Source organism: Paraburkholderia sp. IW21 (assembly GCF_041321145.1).
Lineage (GTDB): Bacteria > Pseudomonadota > Gammaproteobacteria > Burkholderiales > Burkholderiaceae > Paraburkholderia.
In genome coordinates, this window is sequence record NZ_JBGGWA010000012.1 from 191929 (window position 1) to 205520 (window position 13592).

The window sequence follows — 13592 nt, forward strand, 5'->3', positions numbered from 1 at the left end:
GCATGCCAGCAAAGGCTGTGCTGCAGGCCGGAAACACACGATACTCCAATTAGTGCCATGGTGAATGCGCCGCCGCCCGGAAATGAGGTGTTGGTACAACGAATGGGCCGATGAAACAGTCCGATGGCGCTCCATCGCCTGGCGCGGCGCGGGCGACACGGCTGGTGCAGTGTTTGCTGTGCATCCCAGGAACCCCGCGCCTCGCGCGTCAACGCAAGTCGGAACCGCATGCCGAATCAGCCGCTGCCTATTCTCCCATTGCTTCGCGACAATTTACCGCTCGACACGGTCGAACTGGCGCGCTTCATGGTCGGCAAATATCTCGTGCGCGATCTACCCGAAGGCCGCATCAGTGGCCGGATTGTCGAAACCGAGGCGTATCCGGTCGGTGATTCAACCAGCCACGCGTTTCCTGGGCGCCGCCCCTATAACGGCTCGATGTTTCTCGCCCGCGGCCACGCTTATGTGCGGCTGACCTACGGGCTTTCATACATGCTCAACATGTCTGCCGAAGCGCAGGAGGTCGGCGCCGGAATTCTGTTGCGCGCGATCGAGCCGCTGGAAGGGCTGCCTTTGATGGAGGCGCGGCGGCCCGGTGTGCCGCTGCGCGACCTCGCGCGCGGTCCCGGCCGGCTCACCGCGGCCTTAGGTATCGGTCAGTCGTTCGACGGCCGCGATCTTTGCGCGGGGCGCGACCTGTGGATCGGCGTGATCGAGAAGGGGGACGTGCCGATTGGCGTGACGACGCGCATCGGTTTGTCGCGTGAGATGCATCGACCGCTGCGGTTTTTCGAACCCGGCAGCGCGTTCGTCAGCGGACCCCGAAAATTGCTGCTGGCGCCGTATTCCGGCATGTCGACAAACACGCAAATTTGACCACCGGCGGCGGGCGGTGCGGCAAAAATTGACTCAAGGCGGACGTATTTCGAAACGTCAGACACAAAGGGTTACGATCCCTACAATTATTACGTCAAAGCTACCGTATCGATATATACAAACAGAAATTTCGACACACTATTGCGATTTGAACAATTATGTATCTCGTAATTAAGGGTTTTCCCTTGGCAATCTGGTGACTAGACTGAAACCAATCGCTTCTCACATGGGGTGGCAAGCGAAGCAAAAAAACCAGGTCTGGAGGTAGTCATCATGAAATCGATCATCAAGGCAGTCGCCATTGCAGCCATTCTCGCCGCACCGGTCGCATCGTTCGCTCAATCGAACCAGCAGCCCTTGACCCGCGCAGAAGTCCGCAACCAATTGATTCAGGTGGAACAAGCAGGTTACAACCCGTCCGTTACCAACGACCCGACCTATCCGTCTGACATCCAGGCCGCCGAAAGCCGCGTGCAGGCGCAAAACCCGGCTATTGCGCAGACGCAGGAACCGGTCGCGGATACCAGTGGCTACGGTGGCGCGGTGAGCGGTTCGTCGCAGTCGGGCGGCCTTGTACAGCCGATGTCCGGCGCGAAGTCGGTTTATTTCGGCAACTAATATCGACGATAGCCGGCGGGTCTGGCCGGCAGTCGATCCGAAGCGGGGCGTGCGTGATCATCTGAGCGCACGTTCTGCAATCGGCGAGCAGTCAGCAGTTTGATGTGGCTAAGGAAGTGCGCGCCCTATGCGGCGCGCATTGAAGAACATTGTGTTTTACCGTCACCGCGGAATGCGCCGCGTGACGAATGAATCCGCAGCGCCGTGCAAAGCGCGGCCCAGAATTCACGGAACCTCCGCTGCCGCAAGGTAGCTTCGCCCAACCCATTTTTTTAAAGGATTGGGCTTTTTTTGCGTCCAGTTTCGGTGGCGAGCGGGGTGGCGAGCGTCAGGGCCGTTCGCCGTGGATATAGAACTCGAGTTGCTGAATGGTGAACTGCTGTTCAGCGATGATGTTCTTCACCAGGTCGCCGATCGACACCATTCCCACCAGTCTGTCGTTCTCGATCACCGGCAAGTGACGCATGCGCCGCTCGGTCATCAGGGCCATGCAATCTTCGGTAGTCTGGTCTGGACGGACGAAGCGCACGGCTTTGCTCATGATGTCGCGCACCGGCGTCGCTTTCGAAGAGCGGTCCATCAATACGACTTTGCGCGCATAGTCGCGCTCCGTAATGATCCCGGCGATGCTGTCGCCGTCCGTCACGACCAGTGCGCCGATGCCTTTTTCGGCCATCAGCTTGATCGCCTCGTAGACGGAATCGTCGGCCCCGACCGTGTAGACGGTGGTGTTGTTCGGTTTCGTTTTAAGAAGTTGTGCAACGCTTGTCATGGAGCGGCTCCGTTTCGCAGTGCAGCACGCCGAGGCGGCGCGCTGTCGTGAGGGACAGGCCATTCCAGTATAGGCGTGACGCGCAGCGTCAGTACATCGGAAATACCTTTGGCGCGCGGCACGTTGAGCTTGGAAACCGGTGCGCCGACGCAGGGCTTCCTTGCGCGGCGCATGGACATCCGGGTGCGTCGTGCCGATTAGCGGTAAACTCCGAGTCCGTACCTTATCCCCGGTTTGATCGGGTTCATGTCAGCACCCTTGTCCAACGCTATGCTCACGTCTCACGATCCGTCGCAAGCAGCAGACGGCGCAATCAGCGGCGAGTGCGTCGTCCTCGACGCCACCGCCACGCTCCCCACGCGCTACGGCACGTTCACCTCCTACGTGTTTCGCGTGGCCGAAAGCGGCGCCGAACATCTCGCGCTCGTGATGGGCGATGTCGCAAACAAGTCGTCCGTATTGACGCGCCTGCACTCCGAGTGCCTGACGGGCGACGTGCTCGGCTCGTATCGCTGCGATTGCGGCGAGCAGCTCGATCTGGCGCTGCGCTATATCGCGGCCGAAGGCTGCGGCGTGTTGCTGTACCTGCGCGGCCACGAAGGGCGCGGCATCGGCCTGTCGAACAAGATCCGCGCGTATGCACTGCAGGAGCAGGGCCGCGACACCGTCGAGGCCAATCTCGATCTCGGCTTGCCCGACGATTCGCGCGAATACGATTCGGCGGCGGGCATTCTGCGCACGCTGAAGGTCACCTCGGTGCGTCTGATGAGCAACAATCCGGAGAAATTCGATACGCTGTCGAAGCACGGCATTCCGGTTTGCGAGCGGGTTGCGCTGGCGATTCCGATGCGCGAGGAAAACGAGCGCTATATCCGCACCAAGCAGTTGAAGTTCGGGCATTACTTCGACGAGAACGAGTAGCGCAAACCTCGGACCTGTGCTTGCGTTGCAGGCTGAGGCGTTCAACCGCGCGATATCAACAGGCCGTCATGAACGGTCGTGGTCGAACCGCTACCGCAGAATGAACCGATAGCACGATTCACCGCTTCGTCACGGCCGAACGCCGTCGAGCCTGCCGTACACTCCTCAACAACAATTTTGGACCAGCGTACCAAAAATGCCCGAAAATACGCCAGATGCGCTCAAATCAGCGGTCGACGTCGACTATGCGTCTTGCGGTCTGCAGCAAGTCGGGCTCCACGATATCGGGCTGGGGGCCAACGGCGAGCTGGGCATTGCCGGGCCTTGCGACCAAGGCTGCGCTATAGCCAGCTGCGAGCGCGCCGAGCGTGTCCCAAGTGTGTGCGGCAATCAGACGTAGTCCGGACGGCTCGGCATTCAACGTCCGCGCGACGTGAGCGTAGACCTCTCTCGCAGGTTTGAACTTCCCGACTTCGTCGACGGAGAACGTGTGCTCGAAAAAGCCGTACAGTCCAGCCTGAACGAGTGACTCCTTGCCGGCTTCGCCTGAGGAGTTTGTCAGCGTCACCATGCGGAACCCGGCACTCGCCAACTTCTCCAGCGCTTCGGGCACCTCACGGTGTGGCGGCATTTTTCCCATCGTCGACTTGAACTCCGCGATGTCACTCTCCTTCAATTCAACCTGCCTCACCCTTGCGACCATCTGCAAAACGGCCGTAGCGAGCGTGCCGAACTGCGTGTAATCCCCGCTCAGCGTTAGAGCCTCTGAATAGACAATCAATTCGGCAAACCATTGCCGCATGATTTGCCCATCCCCAAACACGCGTTCGAAGAAGGGATTGAGAACTTCTATGTCGAGCAACGTTTCATTGACGTCAAAAACGAGCGTGCGTCCACGCTTGGCAACTGCCTCCATGATCGGCTCCTTGAGTTGTGGTGCTGGGCTGGAGGCCGAGCATGTCAGTTTCCCGAAGTGCCAATGCCGAGTTGGGCATTTTGCGGGAACATCACTTTGCGGGCCGCGTCATCCATCTCGCTCTTGAATACGTGCTGCGTCTTGAGTGCCTCGGCCCGCTGAGCGGCCGGACGCGCGTTGATCTCGTCGAACAGACGCTTGACGTTGGGCAATTTCTCCCACGCGGTTTCGCCCAGCACGAACGGCGCGACGCGAGCCCAGCCCCAGATCGCCATGTCTACGAGCGTATACCGGTCGCCAAGCATGTAACGGCGCTTGGCGAGGCGCTCATCGACGATGCCCCAATGACGCCAGGCCTCGAAGTTGTATCGATTAACCGCGTAGGCCTTGGGCTCCGGCGCGAAATGCTTGAAATGCACCGCCTGTCCCGAGTATGGGCCGATCCCGGTCGCCACGAACATCAGCCACGAATACATTTCCCCGCGTGCGACCGGTGTGTCGTCGGGAAGAAACCGACCAGTCTTTTCGGCGAGATACATCAGGATCGCGTTGCTGTCGAAGATCACTGCATCGCCGTCTACCAGCGCGGGCGTCTTGGCGTTTGGGTTGATCGCCTTGAACGCGTCCGTATGCTGCTCGCCCTTGCGGGTATCAATGGGTACCATCTGGTAGGGAAGTTCTGTCTCCTCCAGAAACAGGGCGACTTTCGCAGGATTGGGAGACGGGTGATAGAAAAATTGGAGCACGGGAACTTTCCTCTGTGGTGAAAGTGAGGCGTGAACGAAGGGTGCTAATTTAACCCATTTACACAGACCTTGACGATCGCGTCGCGTCCATCTTCGATGATCGGGTCGGGACCGTATCGCAGCGAAAAATGTCGTGTTTGCCATGCGAGCGTAGCACTCTCATTCGAAACTCCCGGTGGATTGAGTGCCAGCGCCCGCCTACGACTGCATGCACATAAGGATGGACCGCTACTTCGGCAACGAATATTCCCGACCTTGGCGGCCTGCCCGTCCTCCAGGCGTTTCCAGCTTCTTGGCCGAATTTCACGGCGCCCAAGGGGGCGGAAAGCGATAAGATAGCCGCCGTGGCAATCACTCGAACGCATGCCTAAATAAAAGTTGCCTAATTAACGACGGTTGAGGAATGCATGGACAGTGTAGCGACCGAATCATCACATCAATCCGGCGAACAATACGCCCTTGTTGTCAGCGCTCTGAGCGCTCTGCGCCGTGGTGACACCTCGTTTCGGCTCCCGGATAGCTGGTCCGGCGATCTGGCAAACGTCGCCGCGGAATTCAACGCGCTGGCCGCCCAAACCGGGCGCATTTCGCACGACGTGGGTCGCGTGGCGCAGCAGCTTTCCGGGCAGCCCGGTGATGGCTCACAGGCTGCGGTCAATACGGAGACGCTTGCCGGCGTGTGGCTCGACAACGCTTCGCATATCAACGGCGTGTTCGAGAGTACGAAAGCAGCCCACGCCTGCACGAAGGCAATCCTTACGGCGTTGACCGCCTTGCAAAAGGGCGAGATTGCATCGCTGCCGCCGGACTGGACAGGAATGCGCGGTCAGCTTGCCCATGTGTTCAACGAAGTGGTCGAGCAGAACGTCAGGATGTCTGAAGAACTGGGCCGGTTGAGCAGGGTTGTCGGCAAGGAGGGGCGTCTGAAGGAGCGTGCGGCATTGCCGTATGCGCGTGGGTTCTGGGGTGAGTCGATTGAGGCGGTCAATTCCCTGATTGCAGACCTTGTCCACCCGACCAGCGAAGTCGCGCGCGTAATCGGCGCGGTAGCGCAAGGGGACCTGTCCAAGAGCATGGCGCTCGAGGCCGAAGGCCGGGCGCTCCAAGGCGAGTTCCTGCGCACGGCGAAGACGATCAACACGATGGTCGAGCAGCTCGGCACCTTTGCCGCGGAGGTCACGCGGGTCGCTCGTGAGGTAGGCACGGAAGGCAAGCTCGGCGGGCAGGCAGACGTGCAAGGCGTGGCCGGCACCTGGAAGGATCTGACCGATTCGGTCAATTCGATGGCAGGCAATCTCACGAGCCAGGTTCGCAACATCGCGGAGGTGACGAAGGCGGTGGCGGCCGGTGACCTGTCCAAGAAAATCACGGTGGACGTCAAAGGCGAAATTCTCGAACTCAAGAACACCATCAACACGATGGTGGACCAGTTGCGCTCCTTTGCATCCGAAGTGACGCGGGTGGCGCGCGAAGTGGGCACGGAAGGGAAGCTTGGCGGCCAGGCGGATGTCCAGGGGGTCGCCGGCACCTGGAAAGACCTGACCGACAACGTGAACTTCATGGCGGGTAATCTCACGAGCCAGGTGCGCAATATTGCCGAAGTCACCAAGGCCGTTGCAGCGGGCGACCTGTCCAAAAAGATCACTGTCGACGTTAAGGGCGAAATTCTCGAACTCAAGGCCACGATCAATACGATGGTGGACCAGTTGCGCTCCTTTGCGTCCGAAGTGACGCGGGTGGCGCGGGAAGTGGGCACGGAAGGCAAACTCGGCGGCCAGGCGGAGGTGCAGGGCGTGGCCGGCACCTGGAAGGACCTCACCGACTCGGTCAACTCGATGGGCAGCAACCTTACGGCGCAGGTGCGCAACATCGCGGACGTCACGACCGCCGTTGCGGCGGGCGATCTGTCCAAAAAGATCACCGTCGACGTCAAGGGCGAAATCCTTGAGTTGAAGAACACCATCAACACGATGGTGGACCAGTTGCGCTCGTTCGCGTCTGAAGTGACGCGGGTGGCGCGCGAAGTGGGTACGGAGGGCAAGCTCGGCGGGCAGGCTGACGTTCAGGGCGTGGCCGGCACCTGGAAGGATCTGACCGACTCCGTCAATTCGATGGGCAGCAACCTCACGGCTCAGGTACGTAACATTGCCGCCGTGACGACCGCAGTGGCCGCCGGCGATCTGTCGAAGAAGATCACCGTCGACGTGAAGGGTGAAATTCTCGAACTCAAGAACACAATCAATACCATGGTGGACCAGCTGAGTTCGTTCGCATCGGAAGTGACGCGGGTGGCGCGCGAAGTGGGTACGGAAGGCAAACTCGGCGGCCAGGCGGACGTGCAGGGCGTGGCCGGCACCTGGAAGGATCTGACCGACTCCGTCAATTCGATGGGCAGTAACCTGACTGCACAGGTGCGCAATATCGCCGACGTCACGACCGCGGTAGCTGCGGGCGACCTTTCCAAAAAGATCACGGTGGATGTAAAGGGTGAAATTCTCGAACTGAAGAACACGATCAACACGATGGTCGACCAGCTTCGCTCGTTCGCTTCCGAGGTGACGCGAGTGGCCCGCGAGGTGGGCACCGAAGGAAAACTCGGTGGTCAGGCCGATGTGCAAGGGGTGGCCGGTACGTGGAAAGATTTGACCGACAACGTTAATTTCATGGCGGGCAATCTGACGAGCCAGGTCCGCAACATCGCTGACGTGACGAAGGCCGTCGCGGCCGGCGACCTTTCGAAGAAAATTACGGTCGACGTCAAGGGCGAGATCCTTGAGCTGAAGAACACCATCAACACGATGGTCGATCAGTTAAGTTCGTTTGCGTCGGAGGTGACCCGCGTCGCGCGCGAGGTCGGGACGCTGGGCAAGCTGGGCGGGCAGGCCGATGTGCAGGGCGTGGCCGGCACGTGGAAAGACCTGACCGACAACGTCAATTTCATGGCGGGCAACCTGACCAGCCAGGTGCGCAACATCGCCGACGTGACGAAGGCGGTCGCCGCGGGCGACCTGTCGAAGAAAATCACGGTCGACGTGAAGGGCGAGATTCTCGAACTGAAAAACACCATCAACACGATGGTCGATCAGTTGCGATCGTTCGCGTCCGAGGTCACGCGTGTGGCCCGCGAGGTCGGCACGGAAGGCAAGCTTGGCGGCCAGGCGGACGTGCAGGGCGTAGCGGGCACGTGGAAGGACCTGACCGACAACGTCAACTTCATGGCCGGCAACCTGACAAGCCAGGTGCGCGGCATCGCGAAGGTGGTGACGGCCGTCGCGAACGGCGATCTCGCGCGCAAGCTGACGGTTGAGGCGAAAGGAGAGATCGCAGCGCTCGCGGACACGATCAACAGCATGACCGACACGCTGGCGACGTTCGCTGACCAGGTTACGACCGTGGCGCGGGAGGTCGGCGTGGAGGGCAAGCTCGGCGGACAGGCGAAGGTGCCGGGCGCTTCCGGTACGTGGAAAGGGCTGACCGAGAACGTCAACCAGCTTGCGGCCAATCTGACGACGCAGGTACGGGCCATTGCAGAGGTAGCAACAGCCGTGACCCAGGGCGACCTGACGCGATCGATCACGGTCGAGGCGCTGGGCGAAGTCGCGGCTCTGAAGGATACGATCAACGAGATGATCCGTAACCTGAAGGATACGACGCAGGTCAACACCGAGCAGGACTGGCTCAAGACGAATCTCGCCAAATTCAGCCGCATGCTCCAGGGGCAGAAAGATCTCGTGGCGGTAGGCCAGCTCATTCTTTCCGAGCTCGCGCCCGTGGTCGGGGTGCAGCAGGCAGAATTTTTCGTGCTGGACGCAACATCCGATTCGTCGTCGCTGCGCCTGATGGCGAGCTACGCATCGACCGGGCGCCCGTCTCACGGTAAGCGCGTGCAGCTCGGTGAAGGGCTGCTCGGGCAATGCGCGGTCGAGCGCCGCAAGATTTTGCTCGAGCCCTCGGGGTCCGACAATTTTCGCATCACGTCAGGGCTGATCAGCGTCGTCCCGCACAACGTACTTGTTTTGCCGATCGTATTCGAAGGACAGGTCAAGGGTGTCATCGAGCTCGCGTCGGTCGAACGGTTCAACCCCACGCATCAGGCCTTCCTGGATCAGCTGACCGAAAGCATCGGCATTGTCATCAATACGATCGAGGCCAACACGCGAACGGAGGACCTGCTCAAGCAGTCGCAATCACTGGCGCACGAACTGCAAAGCCGTCAGGAAGAGTTGCAGCAGACCAATCAGGAGTTGCAGGAAAAAGCGCGGCTGCTCGCGCACCAGAATCAGGAAGTGGAGCGCAAGAATACGGAGGTTGAGCAGGCAAGACAGGCGCTTGAAGAAAAAGCCAAGCAACTCGCGCTCACCTCGAAGTACAAGTCGGAATTTCTTGCGAACATGTCGCACGAGCTGCGCACGCCGCTCAACAGTCTGCTGATTCTTTCCGACCAGCTCTGCCGAAACCCCGAAGGCAACCTGTCGGGCAAGCAGATAGAGTTCTCCAAAACGATTCACTCGTCCGGCAATGACCTGCTCATGCTGATCAACGACATCCTCGACCTGTCGAAAATTGAATCGGGCACCGTCGTGATGGATTTCGCCGAACATCAGCTTGCGGACCTCACACCCTACGTGGAGCGCACTTTCAGACACGTTGCGGAAGCACGCGGTGTCGAATTTGTCGTGCATGCCGAGGCACGCCTGCCGGCGTCGATCCGCACAGACCTCAAGCGGCTGCAGCAGATCCTGAAGAACCTGCTGTCGAATGCTTTCAAATTCACGCATCACGGGCTCGTGACGCTGTCGATCGAGGAGGCGTCCGGTGGCTGGAGCTACGATAACGAGGCGCTCAATCGGGCCCAGGACGTCATCGCGTTCTCGGTGTCGGATACGGGCATCGGCATTTCGACTGACAAGCAGCAGATCATCTTCGAGGCATTTCAGCAGGCCGATGGCAGCACGAGTCGAAAATATGGCGGGACAGGCCTCGGTCTTGCCATCAGTCGGGAGTTGTCCAAGTTGCTGGGCGGAGAAATTCGTCTCGTCAGTTCACCCAATAAAGGGAGCACTTTCACGCTGTATCTCCCACTGTCGGGAGAAGCGGGTCGGGCAGCGCGTCGTACGTTCGCTGTGACAGGCGAGGATAGCGACGCGGAGGCAATCGCTGCCGAACCGTCGGCGACCCGAACCGCCGCGCATGAAGCCGACACGCTGGCAGCCGATGAGTTCGTCAGTTCGCTGATCGGCGGGACAGGTGAACTGATTGCGACGCCTAAAGACGATCGCCTGAGCATCAAGCCCGGCGACAAAGTTCTGTTGATCGTTGAAAACGATCTGGCCTTCGCGCACTTTCTGCTCGATGCGGCGCGCGAACAGGGCTTCAAGGGACTCGTCACGCCACTCGGCGCGCCGGCATCGACGCTGGCCAACCAGTTCAAGCCCGACATCATCACGCTCGATCTGTTCCTGCCTGACATGGACGGCTGGCGGGTACTCGCGCGCCTGAAGCACGATATGGCGACGAGACATCTGCCGATTTGCGTCATCTCGACCGACGAATCGCGCGATCGCGCCCTGCGAGCCGGCGCCTTCGCTTTTCTGCCCAAGCCGATCCGGTCGCGCGAGGTGCTCGACGAGGCGTTGCGGTCGATCGCAGCGTACGTCGAGGCTATGCCGCGCAGAATTCTGGTTGCGCTGCCCGAAGGTCCCGAGCGCGAGCAGTTGTCCCAATTGTTGTCGAGCGATCGCGTCGCGTTGGAGATGGCTCCCACGCATGAAGCGCTGATTAGCGCACTCGCCGAGCGCCACCCGTGTGGGGTCGTCCTTTCATCCGCGATGCTGGAGGAGCATTCCCGCGAGATTGAAGCGGCGCTCGCGCACCGCAACGAGTTTTCACCGCTACCACTGATCGTATACGCGCCTCAGACGGATTCGCCTGCACCGTTCGCTCGCTGCGGCGACCGGTTCGTGAGCTTCACGGCCTCGAATCTCAGCCGTCTGCTCGACTCGACCGTAGCGTTGCTGCACCTCGACCCCACGCTGCTGCGGAACGAAGCGCGCGAACTCATCGACGGTCTGCACCGGTCGGACGCGGACCTCGCGGGCCGCAAGGCATTGATCGTCGATGACGACATGCGCAATATCTTCGCGCTAGCTACCGTCCTGGAAGATCATGGCATGCACTATGTGTGGGCGGACAACGGCCACGATGCGATAAGACTGGTCGAGAGCGACCCCGAGATCGATATCGTGTTGATGGACATCATGATGCCGGAGATGGACGGACTCACAACCACGAAGGAAATCCGCAAGCGGCCGGTCGGGCGCACTCTTCCGATCATCGCGGTAACGGCGAAAGCGATGAAAGGCGACCGCGAGCGCTGCATCGAAGCTGGAGCGTGGGACTACCTTTCGAAGCCGGTCAACCGGGAAGACCTGCTTGCGGTGCTTCACGCGTGGCTGCATGGATAAGAGGCTCCGATGATGGACATCTCCGTCCCGACCCCGCGGCAGCCCGTCAATATTCTGGTGGTTGACGACATGCGGGAGCAGCACCTGGTCATGCGAACAGTGCTCGAGGAACTTCAGGAAAATGTGATCACGGTCGCGTCCGGGCGCGAAGCACTGAAAGCGGTGCTCGAACAAAGTTTCGCGGTGATCCTGCTCGACGTGAACATGCCCGGCATGGACGGGTTCGAAACCGCCTCCTTGTTGCGTTCATATCGTCGTACGGCCAGGACGCCCATTATCTTCGTGACCGCCTATGTGGACGAGGCGGAGATGAAGCGCGGCTATTCGCTCGGCGCGGTGGACTACATTTCGTCGCCCGTGGTCCCCGAGATCCTGCGCTCGAAGGTCCGGGTCTTCGTCGAAATGTACCGTATGAACGTCGAGCTGCTCGCGCGGGCGGCGGAGCGCGAAGCGTTCCTGCTGGCCGAAGCCAACAGGGTGGTAGCCGAGCGCGCGCGGCAACGTGCCGACTTCCTCGCCAATGCAAGCCACGTGCTGACCCGTTCGCTTGAAGTCGGCACCACCTTGCAGCATATCGTCGAGCTCGCTTCGACCGAACTGGCGGACATCGCCTTCGTTGCCGTGATGGGAACCGGCGATGTACCGACGGACATCACATCCCGATCGGCCAGGCGAGATCGAACCAACGCCCCCGATCTCGCTGGTTTCGAGTCGCGGACCCTCTCGGTGGCGTTTCCTCTGGTGAGTCGCTTTGTCGACCAGCTACTGCGCGAGCGTGCGGAGAATGACAGCAAGCCAGTAGACGACTTCCTGACGGAGACCGTCGCGGGCACGGCGAACGGAGGCATCCAGCGCGTCAGCGCATTCCCATTGCTGACTGCCAACCAGAAGGGGGTAATTTTACTTTGCTCGTACGGGCAGGGCATGTCGGACGAGCAGATTATGCTCAGCAGGGAATTTGTGAGCCGCGCAGCGATTGCGATCGAGAATGCGATGCTGTTCTCGGCGATCCGCGACGGCGATCGCCGCAAGAACGAATTCCTCGCGATGCTCGCTCACGAGTTGCGCAATCCGCTTGCGCCGATTGCCAATGCCGCTGCGGTATTGCGTAGTGCCACGCCAGGAGATGCCGAGGTGCTTCGCTGGGCGGGCGAGATCGTCGCAACCCAGGTCGAGCATATGGTGCGGATCGTCGAAGACCTGCTGGACGTCTCGCGGATCGCGAGGGGAGCGGTCACGTTGCGAAAGGAGCTCGTGCCATTGTCCGTAGTGATCGGCCGCGCGGTGGAAACCAGCCGGCCGCACCTGATCCGGCGTGCGCAACACCTCACCTGTGACGAGGGAGCGGTAGACACGGCGGTCAACGGTGACGTAGTGCGGCTCGCACAGATTGTGTCCAATCTGCTGAACAACGCTTCCAAGTTCACGCCGCAAGGCGGTCATATTTCGCTTTCCACCCGGTTTTCAGACGGCATCGCGTCGATCACTGTCGCCGACGACGGGCAAGGCATCGATCCGGCTTTCATGCCGCATATATTTGAGCTGTTCGCGCAGGCCGACACCTCGTTGCATCGGCCTCAGGGGGGGCTTGGTATCGGTTTGACCCTCGTGCGCCATCTCACCGAGCTTCACGGTGGACGGGTCGAGTGCCGGAGCGACGGGCTCGGCAAAGGAGCGGCGTTTGCAATTCGTTTGCCGGGCGCCATGGCCGAGCGCCACACCACTGCGCTCGCCCCGGTCGTGCACCTGAACAGAAAGCAGGCGATTCGGGTGCTGATCGTGGACGACCTCGCGGCTTCCTCGGAAAGTCTGGAAGCGCTGCTGAACATCTACGGATACATTGTCAGATGCGCCGCGGATGGTGAGTCAGCCTTGCGCATGGCAGCTGAGATGCGACCGGATGTCGTCGTGCTCGATATCGGCTTGCCGGGTATGAGTGGCTACGAGGTCGCCCGCTGCTTAAGGCAGGACTCAGGGTGCAGCGAATGTTTGATCATCGCGCTCAGCGGCTATGGACAGGAAGATCAAATTCGGCGCGCGTTCGAAGCTGGCGTCGATCAATATCTTGTTAAGCCGGCAGACACTTCCGCGCTGCTCGACGCGATCGCCGCAACGGAACGTCGGCACGGCTCCGATGGGATAGCGACAAGATAGCGGGAGCGTCAAAAACCTTGGGGTAGCCGGGTCCAGTGCCACATTGAAGCGTTCCCTTCCTGCGGAGGCGAGCGATGAAGGTGATCATTCGCTTCGTGCCCGTCGCCGCTGGGCGAAGCGAGGTG

8 protein-coding genes are annotated in these 13592 nt (G+C 60.5%); 5 read left to right on the forward strand and 3 right to left on the reverse strand.

The annotated features are described in order from the left end of the window. Nucleotides 1-228: 228 nt before the first annotated feature. Together ACAX43_RS26155 and ACAX43_RS26160 are read left to right on the forward strand one after the other, a co-directional pair. The gene (locus ACAX43_RS26155; RefSeq protein ID WP_370711300.1) at nt 229-876 is read left to right on the forward strand and encodes a DNA-3-methyladenine glycosylase; all 648 of its coding nucleotides are present in this window, start codon (nt 229-231) and stop codon (nt 874-876) included. Nucleotides 877-1149: 273 nt separating this feature from the next. After that, nucleotides 1150-1494: a DUF4148 domain-containing protein gene (locus ACAX43_RS26160; protein ID WP_370711301.1), complete on the forward strand. Its 345-nt coding sequence runs from the start codon at nt 1150-1152 to the stop codon at nt 1492-1494. Nucleotides 1495-1822: 328 nt separating this feature from the next. Here the strand turns inward: ACAX43_RS26160 and ACAX43_RS26165 are convergent, their stop codons facing one another. Next, on the reverse strand, nt 1823-2266 hold the full coding sequence (locus ACAX43_RS26165; RefSeq protein WP_370711302.1) for a CBS domain-containing protein: 444 nt from the start codon (nt 2264-2266) through the stop codon (nt 1823-1825). Between the two features lie 270 nt (nt 2267-2536). Between ACAX43_RS26165 and ribA the strand changes: the two genes are divergently transcribed. Beyond that, a complete protein-coding gene (ribA, locus tag ACAX43_RS26170; protein ID WP_370711337.1) occupies nt 2537-3187 on the forward strand; it encodes a GTP cyclohydrolase II in 651 nt (216 codons plus the stop codon). A gap of 226 nt (nt 3188-3413) precedes the next feature. Here ribA and ACAX43_RS26175 read toward each other — a convergent pair whose 3' ends face one another. Both ACAX43_RS26175 and ACAX43_RS26180 read right to left on the reverse strand, forming a co-directional pair. Then, nucleotides 3414-4103 (reverse strand): haloacid dehalogenase type II, encoded by a 690-nt coding sequence (locus tag ACAX43_RS26175; protein WP_370711303.1) that lies wholly within the window; start codon nt 4101-4103, stop codon nt 3414-3416. 44 nt (nt 4104-4147) lie between these two features. Continuing rightward, the gene (locus tag ACAX43_RS26180; protein WP_370711338.1) at nt 4148-4849 is read right to left on the reverse strand and encodes a glutathione S-transferase family protein; all 702 of its coding nucleotides are present in this window, start codon (nt 4847-4849) and stop codon (nt 4148-4150) included. Between the two features lie 407 nt (nt 4850-5256). Here ACAX43_RS26180 and ACAX43_RS26185 point away from each other — a divergent pair, with 407 nt between their 5' ends. After that, entirely contained in the window at nt 5257-11313 is a 6057-nt protein-coding gene (locus tag ACAX43_RS26185; protein ID WP_370711304.1) for a HAMP domain-containing protein, read from the forward strand. A 9-nt stretch (nt 11314-11322) separates the two neighbouring features. Beyond that, a complete protein-coding gene (locus ACAX43_RS26190) occupies nt 11323-13467 on the forward strand; it encodes a response regulator (RefSeq protein ID WP_370711305.1) in 2145 nt (714 codons plus the stop codon). Nucleotides 13468-13592 lie beyond the last annotated feature (125 nt).